This is a genomic window from Candidatus Palauibacter australiensis (genome assembly GCA_026705295.1).
In the GTDB taxonomy this organism is placed as follows: Bacteria; Gemmatimonadota; Gemmatimonadetes; order Palauibacterales; family Palauibacteraceae; genus Palauibacter; species Palauibacter australiensis.
Genome location: JAPPBA010000044.1, coordinates 1 through 17,675, shown reverse-complemented (window position 1 = coordinate 17,675; position 17,675 = coordinate 1). Strand labels below are relative to the sequence as shown.

Genomic DNA, 17,675 nt, shown 5'->3' with positions numbered 1-17,675 from the left:
CCGCCGCAGGGAAAGGACTAGAAGGCGTCGTCTCCTCCCAGACTCACCTCAGCTTCATTGACGGACTCAAAGGCATCCTCGTTTATCGGGGCTACAACATCCACGAACTGGCGCCGAACGTCTCCTTCCCCGAGAGCGTGTTCCTGCTCTGGAATGGGCGGTTGCCGAGGCGTTCGGAACTCGACGAGTTCGAGGCGGCGCTGGCCGCGCAGCGCCAGCTCGATCCGAGAACGGTGGAGGGCCTGAAGGGTCTGCCGGCGGAGACCGTGCCGATGGCCGCCCTTCGGACCGGGGTCTCCCTCGAGGGCGTGTACGATCCGGACGCCGAGGACAACTCGAGCGCGGCGAACCGGCGCAAGGCGGAGCGGCTCGTGGCGCGGACCCCGACGATCATTGCGGCGATACACCGCATTCGGCAGGGGCTGGAGCCGCTGGCGCCCGACCCGTCGCTCTCGCTCTCCGCTGACTTCGTCAGGATGGCGAATGGCGAGCCCGGCACGGAGGAAGCCGTCGACGCGCTCGACCGGACGCTGCTCCTGTACCTCGATCACGGGTTCAACGCGTCGACCTTCGCCTGTCGCGTCATCGCCGCCACGCTCGGGGACATGCACTCGGCCGTGACCGGTGGCGTCGGGGCGCTGAAGGGCGAGCTGCACGGCGGGGCGAACGCGAGGGCCATGCACACGCTGCTCGAGATCGGCGACACGGAGAACGTCGGGCCGTGGCTCGACCGGGCCTTCGTCGAGAAGCGGAAGATCATGGGCTTCGGCCACCGCGTCTACAAGACGGAGGATCCGCGGGCGACGCACCTGCGCGAGATGTCCCGCGTGCTCACGCAGCAGGCGGGTCTCGGGAAGTTCTACGAGATGTCGCGTGCGCTGGAGGACCGGATGATCGCCGAGAAGGGGATCAATCCGAACGTCGACTTCTACTGCGCCACCGTCTACTACGCGCTCGGCATCCCGATCGACCTCTACACGCCGCTCTTCGCGATGGGGCGGATGGGCGGCTGGACGGCGCACGTGATGGAGCAGCACGCCGACAACCGGCTCATTCGGCCGCGTGCGGAGTATGTGGGTGAGACGGACCTGCGCTGGGTGCCGATGGACGAGCGCTGAGCCGAAGTCGCGGAAGGGGCCGGAGCCCGCCGCGTCCGGCGCCGGCCAGCACGCCAACGGAAGCGGGCCGCAGGCCTCCAGGGAGGGGGCTGCCGAGCCCGCTTCTTTCGTTGAGACAAGGGTCGAGACAAGGAAGGTGTCGGTGGAGATACGCTCGGGGATACCCGTGGAACGCGAACTGGACGCTCTCGTGGTCCCGTGGTTCGATGACGCGGAGTCGACGGAGGAGTGGTGGGAAGGCGCGGCGGCGGCGTGGCTGGAGGGCCACGGGCGCTCCGGAGAGGCGTCGGGCTGGGTGCGGCTCGGGTCCGCGGAGGCGCCGGATGTCTTCGTCGTGCGCCTCAACGCCGGAGCGAGGCCGGCAGCCGAATCGTGCCGGCGGGCGGCGGGGGCCGGGGTCAGAGCGGCGCGCGAGCGCGGCCTCGAGTCCGTCGGGTTTCGCGTGCCGGAGACGGCGGACGGCGCGGTGTGGCAGGCGTCGGCCGAGGGGCTCGCGCTGGGCGACTGGCGTTACGACGGGCTCCGCGACGCGGAAGGCCGCACCGAGGCGCCGGAAGAGCGCGTCCTCATCGCCGGGGGCGAGGCCGGTGCGGAGGCCGAGGCCGCCGTGCGGCGGGGGTGCGTGCTCGCCGAGGCGCAGAACGCCACGCGCGAACTCGTGACGCTGCCGGGCAACGTGGCGACGCCGCGCTACCTCGCGGCGGAGGCGGAGCGGCTGGCGGAGGAATACGGCTTCCGGGTCGAGATCCGGGACCGGGAGCGGCTGGAGGAGGACGGGTTCGGAGGCCTCCTCACCGTGGCCCGCGGGTCCGTCGAGGAGCCGCGCTTCATCGAGATGGAGCACGCGGGGTCGGGCGGCGACCCCGTCGTCGTCGTCGGCAAGGGCGTGACCTTCGATGCGGGCGGGATCTCGCTCAAGCCCGCCTCGGGCATGGAGGACATGAAGTACGATATGGCGGGCGCCGCGGCCGTGTTCGGCGTCCTGATCGCGGCGGCGCGCCTCGATATCCCACAGCGCGTGATCGGCCTCGTGCCCGCGACGGAGAACCTCCCGGCGGGGGATGCCGTGAAGCCGGGGGACGTGATCCGCGGCCTGTCGGGCAAGTCGATCGAGGTCATCAATACGGATGCCGAGGGCCGCCTCATCCTGTCGGACGCCCTGACCTACGCGCAGCGGCTGGATCCGGTCGCGATCGTCGACATGGCCACGCTGACCGGGGCCTGCGTCATCGCCCTCGGCCACCACGCGGTGGCGGTGCTCGCGAACGACCGGGGCATCGCGGACGAGCTTTCGGAGGCCGGCGAAGCGACCGGGGAGCGGACGTGGCCCCTGCCGCTGTGGAAGGCGTATCGCGCACAGCTCGACTCCGACATCGCGGACATCAAGAACATCGGCGGCCGGGGCGGGGGCACGATCACCGCCGGCTGGTTCCTGCGCGAGTTCGTGTCGGACGAGGTGCCCTGGGCCCACCTCGACATCGCGGGCACGGCGTGGGCGAAGGAGGCGCGCGGCTGGCAGCCGAAGGGCGCCACCGGGGTCGGAGTTCGGCTCGTGCATGAATGGCTGCGCGTCCGCGCGCGAGGGTGACGAAGCTCGGCGTCCGGCTGCTGGGCGCGCTGCTGCTCGCGGTCGGGAGCGTCTCCGCGGCGCACGCCCAGGATCCGCCCGTCCCGGACAGCCTGCCGGCGGTTCTGGACAGCCTGGAAGTCGTGCCCGACTCCGTCCTCGCCGCGTTCGCCGACAGCGTATCGGGCCGGGCGCAGAGCTTTCCGGCGCGGCTGATCGGCCTGCGCGGTCCGACGCACGAGATCTTCGACTGCGACCGGGAGTGCGTGCACGCGTCCCCCTCGTTCACCCTCATCGAACTCCTGCTCGAGCACGTTCCGGGCATCACCGGCGTTCGCGGCGAGTTCTACCAGGGGCCGCACCACATCTTTGATGGCGGTTTCGGGCCGGGGCTCGTGACCCTCTACATCGACGGTCGCGAAGTCCTCCCCCTCTCCCGAACCCAGGCGGACCTTCGGCGCTTGTCGTTGAACTACGTCGACCGGGTGCGCGTGTTTCGCGGCGCGGACGGCCTGGTCATCGACGTCGACCTCATCCGCCACGACGGGGTCCAGGCCTACTCGCGCGTGAGCGGGTTGACCGGGGACCCGCGCTCCGAGATCCTCGACGCCGTCTTCGCCAACTCGCTGGGTGGGGCGTCCAACGTGGAAGCCTCCTTCGAGCGGTACGACGTCCAGGACCGGCAGAACGACCAGAACCGCTTCGCGGTACAGGGCCGCTTCTCGTGGATGCCGCGCTCGAACGATTTCGGGGTTCAGCTCGCGTATCGTTCCGAGACGATCGACCGCACCGGGCTCGACACGCTGAATTTCTCGCGCCGGGAGTTGGTGCTCCGAACGCGGGCCAACCTCGGCCAGCGGGCCCAGTTCGAAGCCTACGGACAGGCGACGAGCTTCACGGATGTGGTCCCCAACCTCCCGGACACCGTTTCGCCGCCGCAACGGGGTGCGGATGGCGTCGGCCTGCGGTTCTCGGCCCGGCCCGGCTCGGGAGGGATCTCGATGGGCCTCCGCTTCGCCGGGCGCGACGCCTACGCCTCGCGCCTCGCCGATCTTTCCGCCTGGCAACCCATCGGCCCCTTGACGCTCGAGGGAGGGGCGGAACTCGCGAGCTGGAACGAATTCCCGACGGAGTCCTGGCGGGCCGGGCTGGCCTTCCGCGATACGCTGCTTTTCCCCATCGAGTTGCGGGCCTTCACCGCGGAGGGAACGCGAGGCGTCGGCTTCCCGCAGCATCTCATGCTCGACAGCCTCGGGACATCGGAGTTCCCGCTCGCCGACAGCTTGCGGTTCGATTCCCGCGGCGCCTCCGCAGCCTTTGAGATCGGGCCGTTCAACCTCGCCGGCCGCTACTCGGAGCAGTGGATGGATCGACAGGTCGGCTTCGGCGCCCCCTTCGACCGGCTCGTCGTCGCGGACTCGGGGGAGGTCGACATCACCTCGCTGGAGGTGCGCTTCGACGGGCCGGTCGTGCCTCTCGGCGTGCTGCTTCGGGGGGTGGAGCCGATCCGTCTGCGCGCTTCGTGGCGAAAGTTCGACTCCCGCGGCGCCGAGACCCTCTTCCTTCCCGACCGCCTGTTCCGCACGGAGCTCTACCTCTCCGACACCTTCTTCGACGAGCACCTGCGGATCTGGGTGTCCCTGTACATCGACCGCCGCGGGGCGCGGCTCGTCCCCGTCACCGACTCGCCCGACCCGACGCTGCTGGAGGCCGACAGCTGGATGGGCGGGCACTTCATGTTCAAGATCGCCGACTTTCGGTTCTTCTGGCGTTTCGGCAACCTGGGCGCGGGTCGAATCGGAGATTTTCAAGGGGCGCTGTTCCCGCGGCAGCTCAACGTGTTCGGCCTTCGCTGGGAGTTCTTCAATTGATCGGGCGGCCGCCGCGCCGGGGGAGGTCGGAGTGATTCGCAGCATGACCGGCTACGGCTCGGCGACCGTGACGCGGGAGACCGGGACCGTCACGGTCGAAGCGCGCTCGGTGAATTCCCGGGGGCTGAAGGTCGTGGTGAAGGCGCCCCCGGGCGTGGAGCGCGCGGAAAGCGAGCTTCGCGCCCTCGCGGAGTCCCGGGCCCGGCGCGGCCGCCTGGATCTCTTCGTCCGCGTGGAGGGCGCCCCGGAGGCGGGCGGCGCGAGCCTGGACGAGGCGCGCGTGCGGGAAGTGCTCGACGCGTGCGCGCGGCTCCGGGACGACTTCGGGGTGTCCGGCGAACCGGACATGGCTTCGCTGCTGGGCGTGGGCGGGATCTTCCGCCGGGCCGGTGGCGAGGGCGGGGAGTTCGTGCCGGAGTCGGACGATGTGAAGCGGGCGGCGGCGGAGGCGCTCGACCTGCTGGTGGAGATGCGGGATCGGGAGGGGGCTCGGCTCGAGGTCGACCTTCGGGGACGCCTGGCCGGGCTGCGGGAGGCGATCGATGGCGCGGAGGCGTTGGCGCCGGAACGGCTCGAGCGCGAGCGGCGCCGGCTCCGTGACGCGGTTGCGGACCTGGCCGGGAAGGGTCTGGATGAGGACCGGCTGCTGCGCGAGATCGCCCTCATCGCGGACCGCTGGGAGATCAGCGAGGAACTCGTGCGCGCCCGCTCGCACGTGGAAGCCTTCGAGGAGTTCCTCGAGGCCCCGGTCGACGAGCCGGTGGGGCGGCGGCTCGGCTTTCTCGTCCAGGAGTTGCAGCGCGAATTCAACACGCTGGGCGCGAAGGCGAACGACTCCCGCATCTCGAGACTCGTGGTGGAGGCGAAGAACGAGATCGAGCGGCTCCGGGAGCAGGTGGAGAACGTCGAGTGAGCCCCGCGGCCGCCGGGTCCCGTACCCTCTTTCCCGTCATCCTCTCCGGACCCTCCGGGGCGGGGAAGACGACGATCCGCGACCGGCTGCTCGCGGAGGCCCGCTCCCCCGGCTTCCTGTTCTCGGTCTCGATGACGACGCGGGCGCCGCGGGCGCGCGAACGGGATGGCGTGGACTACCGCTTCGTCTCGCGGAGCCGGTTCGAGGCGCTGGTGGACTCGGGGGCCATGCTCGAATACGCGACCGTCCACGGTGAACGGTACGGGACGCCGCGCGACAACCTCGACCGGGCGCGGGAAGCGGGCGCCCATCTCCTGCTCGACATCGACGTGCAGGGGGCCCGGCAGGTGTGGGAGGCCGTCGCGGAAGTCCTCTCGATCTTCATCGTCCCGCCCACCGGCGAGCGGATTGCGCGGCAGCTCAGGGGGCGGGGCAGCGAGAGCCCGGAGCAGCTCCGGCGCCGGCTCACCAACGCGCGATCGGAGCTGAAGGCCGCGGCGGAGTTCGACCGGCTCGTCGTCAACGACCGCATCGAGGAGGCAGTCGCCGAAGTGTCGGCGCTCGTGGCGGAGGGACTCGTGCCCCGCCGCCGTCTCGGCGCCGCGGATCGGCGGTACGTGAGACGCATCCTCGGGGAGTTGGATGCTCTTTGACGCATGTGGTAGATTCCCGGAGGCGTGCGGTTCGGCGACGGGCCGCGGCACGGAATGCGATTGGGCCGTAAGGGTCGAGGGAGAGATGGAATGAAGGTGTTTACCCCGGACGCCGTGGCGAAGGCGGCGACGAACAAGTACCTGGGCGTGCTCATCGCCGCGAAGTACGCGCGCGAACTCAACGCCCTTCCGCTCGAACGCTCACCGTACGGCGCGGAGAAGCTGACGACGGTCGCCGCCGACGCGCTGACCTCGGAGGAAAAGAAGCTGCAATACCGGATCGTCCGGGCGCGCCCCACCCTGATGCCCTAGTAGCAGCCCGTGGCAAAACCCCTGCCGGACTGCTAGCTCCGTGCGGCCCTTCGACGGTCGTCGCGTACTGCTCGTCGTATCTGGCGGGATCGCCGCGTACAAGAGCGCGATCCTCTCCCGCCGCCTGATCGAGGCCGGGGCCGGGGTCGAGGTCATCCTCACGGCGTCGGCCGAGCGTTTCATTGGACGCGTCACCTTCGAAGGGATCACGGGCCGCCCCGTGCACGCGTCGCTGTGGGACCGGCCCATGGCGCACCTGGATCTCGGGCTCGAAGCCGATGTCGTCGTCATCGCGCCCGCGACGGCCAACCTCATCTCCCGGCTCGCGGCCGGGGCCGCGGACGACCTGGCGACGACCGCCGTGCTGGCCTCGCGCGCGCCGGTGATCGTCTGTCCCGCGATGAACACGCGGATGTGGGAGCATCCGATCACGCAGGCGAACGTCGCGCGGCTGGTCGAGGCCGGCTACGGGATCGCGGGACCCGCCGATGGTCCGCTCGCGGAGGGGGAGAGCGGGCCGGGGCGGCTGCTCGAGCCCGAAGAGATCGTGCCGCGCATCGGGCGGGCGCTCGAGACGGCGACCGGCCTGCGCGGACGGAAGGTCGTCGCCACGGCGGGGCCGACGAGGGCCGCGCTGGATCCCGTCCGCTTCATCACGAACCGCTCGTCGGGCCGCATGGGGTTCGCGCTCGCCGAAGCCGCCTGGCGGCGCGGGGGCGACGTCACGCTCATCAGCGGACCCGGCCGGATGCCGCGGCCGGCGGGGCCCGACGTGGTGGAGGTCGAGACGGCCGGCGAGATGCTCGCCGCGCTTGAGACCGCGTTGACGGATGCGGACATCCTGTTGATGGCGGCCGCCGTCGGCGATTTCGAGCCGGCCCGCGCGTCGGACTCGAAGATCAGGAAGACGGACGGGGACGGGAAGGGGTTCGAACTCGCGCTCCGCGCGGGACCGGACCTGCTGCTGGAGACGCGGGCGTTCCGCGAACGGGAGGGAATCTTTACTCTGGGGTTCGCGCTCGAGACGGAGGACCTTCTCACCCGCGGACGGAAGAAACTCGAGCGCAAGGGCATGCACCTCGTCGCGGTGAATTCGGCCGTGGAGCCCGGCGCGGGATTCGAGTCCGAGACGAACCGCATCACGTTGATCGACCGGAGGGGCAGGGTCGAGGAGTTGCCGTTGGCGAAGAAGACCGAGTTGGCGGACGCGTTGCTCGACCGGGTCGAAGCCGCGATCCCCGCGGCGGCCGGGAGGTGAACCCGCCGGATGCCGAGGCCCGGGCGCTCGCGCGCACCTTTCTCGAGCAGACGCTCTCCGCGGAGGAGAACGCGCTCATGCTCGAGCATGCGACGCGCGAAGAGGTCGTGCGCGGCCTGGCCGCGGGGCGCAGCCCGGCGCGAGCGGACGCGGGGACCCGCCCTGACCCGACGGTGACGGGGCCGATGATCGCGGAGGCGCCGGACCTGGAGGCGCTGGCCGCGCTCGTCGCCTCCTGCTCGCGCTGCACGCTCCACGAATCGCGGAAGAACCCGGTGTTCGGCGAGGGGGCGGCGGACGCCCGCGTCGTGTGCGTGGGGGAGGCGCCCGGGAAGCACGAGGATGAGACCGGCCGCCCCTTCGTCGGCCGCGCCGGCGGCCTGCTCGACCGCCTGCTGCTGTCGATCGGGCTTCCGCGGACATCCGTCTACATCTGCAACGTGCTGAAATCCCGGCCGCCCCGGAACCGCGACCCGCTCCCCGAGGAGGTCGCGGCCTGCTCTCCCTACCTCCTGAGGCAGCTCGCGCTCATCGAACCCGAGGTGATCATCGCCTTCGGTGCCTTCGCCGCGCGCACACTGCTCGAAACGAAGTCCGCGCTGGGGCGGCTCCGGGGCGCCGTGCACCGATATTCCGGGTATCCCGTCGTCGTCACCTACCACCCGGCGGCGCTGCTCCGCAACCCGGGCTGGATCCGGCCGACGTGGGAGGATCTGCAGATCGTGCGCCGCATGCTCGACGGCGTCGAAGCCGGCATCGGAGATCGCGAGGCCCGCCTTGGTTGACACGGCGATCAGCCTCCCCAGCGACGCCATCGAGGCCCGGCGCACGCCCTGGTCCGAAGAGGCCGAGATCTCGGTCCTCGGGGCGATGCTCATCGATGGCGACGCCGTCGCCGTCGCCCTCGAACAGATCGACGATTCCGGCTTCCACCGGGAGGGCAACCGCCGGATCTTCCGCGCGATGGTGCGCCTGTACGGGCGCGGCGACGTGATCGACGCCGTCACGCTCGCGGACGAACTGCAGACGGCCGCGGAACTCGAGGCCGTCGGGGGGATGGCGTACCTCGCGAAGCTCGTGGATGCGGTGCCCACCGCCGCCAACGTCGGCCACCACTGCCGCATTCTGCGCGACAAGACGGTGCTCCGGCGGCTCATCTCCAGCGCCACCGAGATCATCCAGGACGCCTACGATGCGGGGTCGGGCGAGGTCGACGAGACGCTCGACCGCGCCGAGCAGAGGATCTTCGAGATCTCGCAGGCGGAGCAGCGCGGGACCTTCGTCCGCATCAAGGAAGTCCTGCGCTCGACGATGGACCGGATCGACGAACTCGTGCGCAACCCCGGCACGATTACCGGCGTCGCGTCCGGGTTCACCGACCTCGACCGCATGACGGCGGGGTTCCAGCCCGCCGACCTGGTCGTGCTCGCCGGCCGCCCCTCGATGGGCAAGACGGCCCTCGCGCTCAACATCGCCCAGCACACGGCGATCGCCGAGGACGTTCCGGTGGCGATCTTTTCGCTTGAAATGTCGAGAGAGTCGCTCGTCCAGCGCATGCTGAGCTCGGAGTCCAAGGTGGATTCGAGCCGGATCCGGACGGGGCGCTTGTCATCCGACGACTTCACGCGGCTGGCGAGCGGGGCCGGGCACCTGAACACGGCCCCGATCTGGATCGACGATACGCCCGCGATCTCACCAATCGAACTCCGCGCCAAGGTGCGGCGCCTGCACGCGGAAGTCGGCGTGGGGCTCGTCGTGCTTGACTACCTGCAGCTGATGTCCGGCGGGGCGCGGATCGAGAACCGCCAGCAGGAGATCAGCGCGATCTCCCGGTCGCTGAAGGCGATCGCCAAGGAGGTCGGCGTGCCGCTCCTCGCCCTCTCGCAGCTCTCGCGGGCGCCCGAACAGCGCGAAGGGAACCGTCCCAGGCTCTCCGACCTGCGCGAGTCGGGCGCGATCGAACAGGATGCGGACGTCGTCCTCTTCATCTTCCGCGAGGAGATGCACCGCAAGCCGGAAGAGGTGGAGGAACGGGGATTGGCGGGGAAGGCCGAACTCATCGTGGGCAAGCAGCGCAACGGGCCGACCGGAACCGTCGAACTCTACTTCCACAAGGCCTTCACGGCGTTCGAATCCGTGAGCCGCCGTCCGGAACCCGACTAGTGCCGGCGGGAGGCCCGGCGGCCGCCCGCGGCGTCGGCGCCGTCGTCGGGGCCGTCGTCGGGGCCGTCGTCGTCGCGGCGGGGCAGGGACATCGCTTCGGCGCGTCGCGGCCCAAGCAGTTCGTCGACCTCTGCGGCATGCCGGTGCTCGCCTGGTCGGTGCGGACGCTCGTGAACCATCCCGACGTCGACCGGGTCGTGGTCGTGCTGTCGCCGCCGAGGGCGGCCTCGCCCCCGGCCTGGCTTCCGGATGGGGTGCGCGTCGTGGCGGGCGGCGTGTTTCGGGCCGATTCCGTGCGGGCCGGTGTCGAGGCGCTGGCGGGGGGCGTCGAGACCGTGCTCGTGCACGATGGGGCGCGTCCGTTCGTGTCGGCCGAACTCGTGTCCCGCGTCGTGGACGGAGCCCGGAACGGCCCGGTGGTGCCGGCGGTCGCCGTCGAGGACACGGTGAAACGGGTCGATGAGGGAGGCTGGATCGAGGAGACGGTGCCGCGCGACCGGCTCCGCCGCGTACAGACGCCGCAGGGGTTCCCGGCCGACGTCCTGACCCGTACCCACGCGCTCGACGATGCGGGCGCCTGGGAGGCGCAGGACGCCGCCGCCATGACGGACGACGCGCTGCTGTGCGAGCGCCTCGGCATCGACGTTGCCACGGTGGAGGGCGATCCGGCGAACCTCAAGATCACGACCGCGCGCGACCTGGCGCTCGCGCGCGCCATGGTTGAGACCGGGTTGATCGCCGCGGGGAACTAGTGGTGGTGAAATGGCGCGTATGGACGGGGGCGCCGGGCGCTCCGGGCGCGCCGGGCGCGCCGGGGGCGGCGGCCGGGCCGGGCCGGGCGCTGGCGACGGAGGATGAAGCGCTCGACCGGGCGGTGGCGCTCCTCGATGCCGGAGGCGTGGTGGCACACCCCACTTCGACAGTGTACGGGCTGGGCGGCCGGCCGTGGCCGGATGTCGACGCGCGGATCGCCGCGATCAAGCGCCGGCCGCCGGGGCCGCTGATCCGGCTCGCCGCGAGCCGCGAAGCGCTCCGCGAGGCGCTGCCGGAGACGCGCTGGACGGAGGCGGCGCGCCGGCTCGCCGACGCCTTCTGGCCGGGGCCGCTCACCCTGGTGCTGGAGGACGGCAGCGACACCGGGGTCGCCGTGCGCGTCGACCCTCACCCGGTCGTGAGACGCCTCCTCGACCGGGCCGGCGGGCTGCTGACGTCCACGAGCCTGAACGTGACGGGAGAGTCCCCGGCGAGGACCGGCCGCGAGGTGCGCGCCGCGCTGTCGGGGGTCGGCTCCTCGGCCGGGACGGTGGGTTGGCTCGACGCGGGCGATCTCGCCGGTTCGACCCCGTCGACGCTCGTGCGCGTCAGGGGGGAGGGCGTCGAAATCCTGCGTGAAGGCGCCGTGCCGGCGGCAGAAGTGACCCGGGCCCTCGCCCCGCATCCTCTCGGAGAATCGCCTCGATGAACCTGCTCTTCGTCTGCACCGGAAACATATGCCGCAGCCCGCTGGCCGAGGTGATCGCTCGGGCGGAAGCGGACGCGCGCGGGTGGGCGGAGGTCTCCTGCGCATCGGCGGGCACCTTCGCGTTTCCCGGCCAGCCGGCCTCGGGTCCCGGGATCGCCGTCGCCGCCGCGCACGGACTCGACCTCGTGCCGCACGCCTCCCGGGAACTGTCGCTGGAACTGCTCGAATGGGCCGACCTGATCATCGGCATGGAGGCGTCGCATGCCCGGGCGGCCGCGCGCCTGGCTCCGGACGCGCCGGTCCGCGTCATGACGGATTTCCTGCCCGCGGACGACGACTGGAGGGGGGCCGGGGTCCCGGATCCGTACGGCGGAGACGTCGAGACGTACGAGGAGACGCGGAAGTTGCTGATGCGGGCCATGCGGGGGCTCTTCGACGCGCTCGGCGAAGAACGGGGAGGGCACGAAGGGTCCGGGCCGTGACGCTGCGCTTCGCGCTGCTCGGGGATCCCGTGCGGCACTCGATTTCTCCCGCCATGCACCGCGCGGCCTTCGACGTGCTCGGACTCGACGCGGAATACGTGGCCCGGCGGACCGCTGCCGACGAGGTCGGTCCGGTCATGCGGAGCGCCGGCCTGGCGGGCGGCAACGTGACGCTCCCGCACAAGCTCCGGGCAGCCCGGGCGCTGGCGCGGCCGAGCGCCGCGGTGCGGGCGACCGGGGCGTGCAACTGCTGGTGGCGGCGGCCGGATGGCGAGGTCGCGGGCGACAACACGGATGTCGGCGGCCTCCGCATCGCCTTCTCCCGCCTCGGCTTCCGGCCGCGGGGCGCGCGCGTGCTGCTCCTGGGAGCCGGCGGCGCGGCCCGGGCCGCGGTCCATGCCCTGCTCGAAGACGGCGTGTCGTCCGTCGAGATCCTCAACCGGACCTCCGCACGCGCGCGCGCCCTGCGCGACCGGGCGCTGGCCCACGCTCCCGGCGCCGTGCGCGTGGTGGCCGCACCGGGCGTCGGCGCGATGTACGATCTCGTGCTGAACTCGACGAGCCTCGGGCTCGCTCCTGGAGACCCGCTCCCCCTCGACCTGGACCGGGGTATGGAAGGGGACGCGGACCGGGCGCGGTTCGGCGCGGCCTTCGACATGGTGTACGCGGCGGGAGGAACCGCGTGGGTGCGACAGGCGCGCGCGCTCGGCCTGCGGGCCGCGGGCGGACTCGACATGCTCGTGGGCCAGGCGGCGCTCTCGCTCGAGCGCTGGTTCCGCGGCTGCGAGGCCCCGTTCGACGCGATGCGGGAGGCGGCCGTGGCGGAACTCGCGCGGCGGTCCGGGCCGGAGTGAGGGTTGCGGCGCGCCCCGGCCCGCTCCGTCTCGTGGGCAGAGCGGCCGCCGCGGCCTTCGACGCGCTCGTCCCCGCGGCGTGCGTCGGGTGCCGCCGCGGCGTCGCGCCCGATGGCCCGCCGCTGTGCGCCCTGTGCCGGTCGCGACTCCCTCGGCTCGCGAGTCCGCGCTGCCCGCGTTGCGCTCAGCCGCTCGGCAACCTCGTGGCGGCGGCCGGCGAACTCGTGCCGTGCGGCACCTGCGAGGAGTGGCCCGAAGTGCTGGTGGCGGCCGAGGCGCCCTTCGCCTTCGAGGGCCTCGCCGCCCAAACGGTGCGCGCGCTGAAGTACGACCGCTGGCGCTCCCTCGCCCCGTGGATGGCCGCCCGCATGGCTCCGGCCGCCGAGGCGATCGCGTGCCGGATCGGCGAGGGCGCGCCGTGGCTGATCCCGGTGCCGCTCACGCCCGCCCGGCAGCGGGAACGGGGCTTCAACCAGGCCGGAGAGCTGGCCCGCGCGCTCGCGGACCTCGGCGTCGGGTCGCTGGGGCCGTTCCTCGACCGCCGCGCGGGGGGCGGCCGTCAGGCGGGCGTCCGCGGGGCGCTGCGCCGCGCGAACGTACAGGGTCGCTTCCAGTTGCGCGCCGGCCTCCCGGACGCGCGCCCGGGCGCGATCATCGTCGACGATGTGCTCACGACCGGAGCCACCGCGATCGCCTGTGCCGAGACGCTGGCCGAGGCTGGATTCCGCAGCGTCGCCACCGTTAGTTTTGCCCGCACCTTGCGTCCCCTGGACCGGGACGAATCGCCGACCGGGGCGCGTCGCCCGTAATGCCGGGGCACGCCGCCCGTAATCCTTCCCGAGAGGAATCCGAATGAGTGTGAGGGTGGCCATCAACGGTTTCGGCCGCATCGGCCGGAACATCCTGCGCGCGGCGCTTCAGAACCCGCGCGGGGACCTTGATTTCGTCGCGATAAACGACCTCACGGATGCGGCGACGCTCGCCCATCTGTTCAAGTACGACTCGGTACACGGCCGCTTTCCCGGCGACGTGCGCGTGGAGGGGGGCGAACTCGCGCTGGGAGACGAACGCGTCAGCGTCTTCTCGGAACGCGACCCGGCCGACCTCCCCTGGAAGGAACTCGACGTGGATGTCGTGATCGAATCCACGGGCATCTTCCGGAAGAGGGAGGATGCGACCCGGCACCTGCGCGCGGGGGCGAAGAAGGTCCTCATCTCCGCGCCGGGCATCGAGCCGGACATCACCCTCGTCCTGGGCGTGAACGCGGACGAATACGATCCGGCGACGCATGACGTGATCTCGAACGCGAGCTGCACGACCAACTGCATCGCTCCGGTCGTGAAGGTCCTGCTCGATCGCTTCGGCTTCGAGCGCGGCCTCATGACGACGGTCCACGCGTACACCAACGGCCAGCAGCTCCTCGACCTCCCGCACAAGGACCTCCGGCGCGCCCGCGCCGCCGGGCTGTCGATCATCCCCACGACGACGGGCGCGGCGAAGGCCGTGGGCCTCGTCCTCCCGCAGGTCAAGGGGAAGCTGGACGGGATGGCGATGCGCGTGCCGACGCCGGACGTGTCGATCGTGGACCTCGTGGCCACCGTGTCGCGGGACACCTCGGCCGGCGAGATCAACGACGCGTTTCGCGAGGCCGCCGAGGGGCCGCTCGACGGCGTGCTCGAATACACCGAGGAACCGCTCGTGTCCGTCGACTTCACGGGACACCCGGCCAGCGCGATCGTCGACGCGCAGTCGACATCGGTCATGGACGGCACGCTCGTGAAGGTCATCTCGTGGTACGACAACGAGTGGGGGTATTCGAACCGCCTGGTGGATCTGGCGAGCTTCGTCGGAGAGCGTCTGCCCACCGCCGTCGGGACCTGAGCGCCCCCGGCCCGTCGTCCCCTCGTCGTGACTAGCCGGCTGCGCGACCTCCCGGCCGACCTGGCCGGGAAACGGGCGCTGGTGCGCGTGGACTACAACGTGCCGCTCGACGCCGGGCAAGTCGCCGATGCGACGCGGATCGAAGCATCGCTGCCGACGCTCCGGTGGCTGCTGCGGAGGGGCGCCCGGCCGGTGCTGCTCTCGCACCTCGGCCGTCCCGGGGGGCGGCCGGATCCCGCGCTTTCCCTGTCTCCTGTGGCCCCCGCGCTCGCCGGCCTGCTCGGGACCGAAGTCCTCTTCTCCGCGCCGTGCGACGGAGAGGACGCGCTCCGCGCCAGCCGCGAACTGAAAGCCGGACAGGTGCTCCTCGTCGAGAACACGCGTTTCCTGCCCGGGGAGACCGCGAACGACGAGGCGCTCGCCGGCCGCCTCGCCCGTCTCGGCGACTTCTTCGTCAACGACGCGTTCGGCACGCTGCACCGTGCGCACGCCTCGACGACGGGCGTGCCCGCCGTTCTGAACCCTTCGGCGGCGGGACTGCTCGTCGAGCGCGAACTGGAGGCGCTCAGCGCGCTCGAGCAGCCGCGCCGCCCGTTCGTCGTGGCCTTCGGAGGGGCCAAGATCGGCGACAAGATCGAACTCCTGCGCCGCTTCCTGGAACGCGCCGACCTGATCCTCGTCGGCGGCGCCATGGCGAACACCTTCCTCCGCGCGCAGGGGTTCGAGACCGGAGCCTCGCTCGTCGAGGAGGCGGCGCTCGATCTCGCCCGCTCGATCCTGTCCGCGGGGGAAGACCGGATCCGGCTGCCGACGGACGTGATGGCCCTCGACCGGGCCGGCGGGGAGGGGGAGCGCGCCGGGAAGGTCGAGAGCGTCGAGAACGTCGAGAGCGTCGAGAACGTCGACAGCGTCCCGGCCGACACGATCGGACCGGGGATGGCCGCCCTGGACATCGGACCCGCGTCCCGCGCCCGCTACGCGGACGCATTGCGCGGGTGTGCCGCCTTCTTCTGGAACGGTCCCATGGGCCTGTTCGAGGACCCGCGGTTCGCGGCCGGCACGTTCGCCATCGCGCAGGCCGCCGCGGAGGCGACGGCGGCGGGCGCCTTCACCGTCATCGGGGGCGGCGACTCCGCCGCCGCCATCCGCCGCGCCGGGCTTTCGGATCGCGTATCGCACGTCTGCACCGGGGGCGGAGCCGCCCTCGAATACCTGTCGAGCGGCCGCCTCCCCGGCCTCGACGCCCTCACCAAAAGGAGGCGTTCGTGAGTCAGTTGCGTACTCCGGTGTTTGCTGCGAACTGGAAGATGTGTCACGGGCCGGATGAGACCGGGGCGTTCGTGGAACGGTTCGCCGCGAGCTACGCGCCCCGCGGCGATGCGACCGTGGTCGTGTTTCCGCCCGCCATCAGCCTGGCGGCCTTCGCCGCGGCGGCCTCCGGGCGTCCGGACCTGGAGTTCGGGGTGCAGGACGTGCACACCGAGGTCGAGGGCGCGCACACGAGCGGAATCTCCGCCGCCATGGTCCCGGCGACCGGCGCCACCTGGGGGCTGGCGGGGCACTCCGAGCGGCGCCGGGAGTTCGGCGATACCGACGCGGACGTGGGGCGCAAGCTGGTTCGCCTGCTGGAGGCCGGGCTCCGTCCCGTCCTGTGCGTGGGCGAGACGCTCGAAGAGCGCGAGGCCGGACGGCTCGCAACGGTGCTCGAGACGCAGATCCGGGAGGCCCTCCGTCCCCTCGATGACGAGGGCCGAGCCCGCCTCGTCTACGCCTACGAGCCCGTGTGGGCGATCGGCACCGGACGGACGGCGAGCCCGGCCGACGCCGCGGAGGCCCACGCCATCGTCCGCGACCAACTGGTGCGGGCGGAAGGATGCGATGCCGAGCGGGCGGCGATCCTCTACGGCGGGAGCGTCAAGCCGGCCAACATCGAGGCGCTCCTTGCCGCCCCCGGGGTGGACGGCGTGCTCGTCGGCGGCGCGAGCCTCGATCCCGACAGTTGGGCCGCGATCTGCGCCGCCGGCCGGTAGCGGCTGACCGCGGGCGCGGACTGGTCGCCGACGTTCCCGCGGGAACGTCCCGGGCGTTGAAGGATCGCACGGAGGGATCGCGTGGAAGGATCGCGTTGAGACTACGTTGAGAGCCGACCCGAACGTATACCGAAGATCGGGGTATGAAACCGGAGTTGTGAGTGGTGCCGCTCCGGCTGCCCCTGAACCCTGAGATTCGGATGAGAAGCCATGCCTGTCGCGCCCGACACCCCTGATGTCTCGAACGATGCCGTCTCGCACCCCGCGGTTTTGAACGGCGACCCCGTCGGCGACGAGATCGCCGAACTCTGCGCCCACCTCGACGCCGCCCAGTATCGGCTCCTGACCCTGCTGCGCCGCTTCGACGAGGAGGAACGCTGGAGCGGCTGGCGCTCCTGCGCGCACTGGCTCAACTGGCGCGCCGGGATCTCCCTCGGCGTGGCTCGCGAGCGGCTGCGGGCGGCCCGCCGCCTCGCCGAGCTGCCGCTGACCTCGGCCGAGATGGAGAAGGGGCGGCTCTCCTGGTCCAAGGTCCGGGCGTTGACGCGCGTGGCCACGGCCGAGAGCGAGGCGCGGCTGGTCGAGTTCGCCCTCCACCACACCGCGAGCCAGGTGGAGCGTCTCGTGCGGGCGTGGAGGAGCGCGGATGCGGCCTCCGCAGAGCTGGACGGGGTGTCGGAGATGGCGGCCCGTCGCTACCTGACGGTTCGGATGACGGGCGACGGCATGTACGAGGTCCGCGGGCTGCTCCTGCCCGAGGTGGGCGCCCTGCTCGTGCAGACGCTGGACGCGGCCGCCGACGAACTCCACCGACAGGAGTGCGCCATGGAGCGCGAGGCCGAAGCCGCCATCGAACGCGAGACCGACGCCGCCATGGAGCGCGAGACCGACGCCGCCGTCGGGGAAGCCACGGGGGAGGCCATGGGGGAGCCGGACCCGCCCACGCCCGAGCCCCGGCCGCAGGCGCCCCGGCCGCTTGCGCTCCGGCCGAGTCAGGGGGAGCGGCGCCACGACGCGCTCGGGGCGTGGCTCGAGGATCGCGCGGAGGCGAAGGTCCAACTGGTGCTCCACACCGTGGCCGGCGGCCCCGAGATCCTGGCCACGGAGGAGG

18 protein-coding genes are annotated in these 17,675 nt (G+C 71.9%); all 18 read left to right on the top strand.

Translation table 11 applies throughout. From position 1 onward, the window contains the following. The coding region (locus OXN85_03230; GenBank protein MCY3598973.1) for a citrate synthase at positions 1-1,118 on the top strand (1,118 nt) is incomplete at its 5' end. A gap of 166 nt (positions 1,119-1,284) precedes the next feature. Then, a complete protein-coding gene (locus tag OXN85_03225) occupies positions 1,285-2,706 on the top strand; it encodes a leucyl aminopeptidase (GenBank protein ID MCY3598972.1) in 1,422 nt (473 codons plus the stop codon). Continuing rightward, on the top strand, positions 2,679-4,556 hold the full coding sequence (locus OXN85_03220; protein ID MCY3598971.1) for a hypothetical protein: 1,878 nt from the start codon (positions 2,679-2,681) through the stop codon (positions 4,554-4,556). Before OXN85_03225 ends, OXN85_03220 begins: the two co-directional genes overlap by 28 nt. 31 nt (positions 4,557-4,587) lie before the next feature. Then, positions 4,588-5,469 carry a YicC family protein gene (locus OXN85_03215; protein ID MCY3598970.1) on the top strand — a complete coding sequence of 294 codons (882 nt, stop codon included), beginning with the start codon at positions 4,588-4,590 and terminating at the stop codon, positions 5,467-5,469. Next, the gene (gene gmk, locus OXN85_03210) at positions 5,466-6,122 is read left to right on the top strand and encodes a guanylate kinase (protein MCY3598969.1); all 657 of its coding nucleotides are present in this window, start codon (positions 5,466-5,468) and stop codon (positions 6,120-6,122) included. Before OXN85_03215 ends, gmk begins: the two co-directional genes overlap by 4 nt. Before the next feature lie 90 nt (positions 6,123-6,212). Then, complete coding sequence (locus OXN85_03205) at positions 6,213-6,434, top strand: hypothetical protein (protein MCY3598968.1); 222 nt, start codon at positions 6,213-6,215, stop codon at positions 6,432-6,434. Between the two features lie 40 nt (positions 6,435-6,474). Beyond that, a complete protein-coding gene (gene coaBC, locus OXN85_03200; GenBank protein ID MCY3598967.1) occupies positions 6,475-7,692 on the top strand; it encodes a bifunctional phosphopantothenoylcysteine decarboxylase/phosphopantothenate--cysteine ligase CoaBC in 1,218 nt (405 codons plus the stop codon). Next, positions 7,689-8,477, top strand: coding sequence for a uracil-DNA glycosylase (locus OXN85_03195; protein ID MCY3598966.1), 789 nt, complete (start codon positions 7,689-7,691; stop codon positions 8,475-8,477). The genes coaBC and OXN85_03195 overlap by 4 nt, the downstream gene beginning before the upstream one ends. Beyond that, positions 8,470-9,855: a replicative DNA helicase gene (dnaB, locus tag OXN85_03190; GenBank protein ID MCY3598965.1), complete on the top strand. Its 1,386-nt coding sequence runs from the start codon at positions 8,470-8,472 to the stop codon at positions 9,853-9,855. Before OXN85_03195 ends, dnaB begins: the two co-directional genes overlap by 8 nt. Continuing rightward, positions 9,855-10,607, top strand: coding sequence for a 2-C-methyl-D-erythritol 4-phosphate cytidylyltransferase (gene ispD / locus OXN85_03185; GenBank protein ID MCY3598964.1), 753 nt, complete (start codon positions 9,855-9,857; stop codon positions 10,605-10,607). The genes dnaB and ispD overlap by 1 nt, the downstream gene beginning before the upstream one ends. A gap of 5 nt (positions 10,608-10,612) precedes the next feature. Continuing rightward, positions 10,613-11,317, top strand: a complete 705-nt coding sequence (locus tag OXN85_03180; protein MCY3598963.1) for an L-threonylcarbamoyladenylate synthase — start codon at positions 10,613-10,615, stop codon at positions 11,315-11,317. After that, a complete protein-coding gene (locus tag OXN85_03175) occupies positions 11,314-11,799 on the top strand; it encodes a low molecular weight phosphotyrosine protein phosphatase (protein ID MCY3598962.1) in 486 nt (161 codons plus the stop codon). Before OXN85_03180 ends, OXN85_03175 begins: the two co-directional genes overlap by 4 nt. After that, the gene (aroE, locus tag OXN85_03170; protein ID MCY3598961.1) at positions 11,796-12,653 is read left to right on the top strand and encodes a shikimate dehydrogenase; all 858 of its coding nucleotides are present in this window, start codon (positions 11,796-11,798) and stop codon (positions 12,651-12,653) included. The genes OXN85_03175 and aroE overlap by 4 nt, the downstream gene beginning before the upstream one ends. Then, a complete protein-coding gene (locus tag OXN85_03165) occupies positions 12,650-13,462 on the top strand; it encodes a ComF family protein (GenBank protein ID MCY3598960.1) in 813 nt (270 codons plus the stop codon). The genes aroE and OXN85_03165 overlap by 4 nt, the downstream gene beginning before the upstream one ends. A gap of 43 nt (positions 13,463-13,505) precedes the next feature. Beyond that, positions 13,506-14,534, top strand: a complete 1,029-nt coding sequence (gap, locus tag OXN85_03160) for a type I glyceraldehyde-3-phosphate dehydrogenase (protein ID MCY3598959.1) — start codon at positions 13,506-13,508, stop codon at positions 14,532-14,534. 27 nt (positions 14,535-14,561) lie between these two features. Then, entirely contained in the window at positions 14,562-15,803 is a 1,242-nt protein-coding gene (locus tag OXN85_03155; protein MCY3598958.1) for a phosphoglycerate kinase, read from the top strand. Beyond that, positions 15,800-16,564 carry a triose-phosphate isomerase gene (tpiA, locus tag OXN85_03150; GenBank protein MCY3598957.1) on the top strand — a complete coding sequence of 255 codons (765 nt, stop codon included), beginning with the start codon at positions 15,800-15,802 and terminating at the stop codon, positions 16,562-16,564. The genes OXN85_03155 and tpiA overlap by 4 nt, the downstream gene beginning before the upstream one ends. Before the next feature lie 210 nt (positions 16,565-16,774). After that, positions 16,775-17,675: DUF222 domain-containing protein (locus OXN85_03145; GenBank protein ID MCY3598956.1), on the top strand; the 901-nt coding region annotated here is incomplete at its 3' end.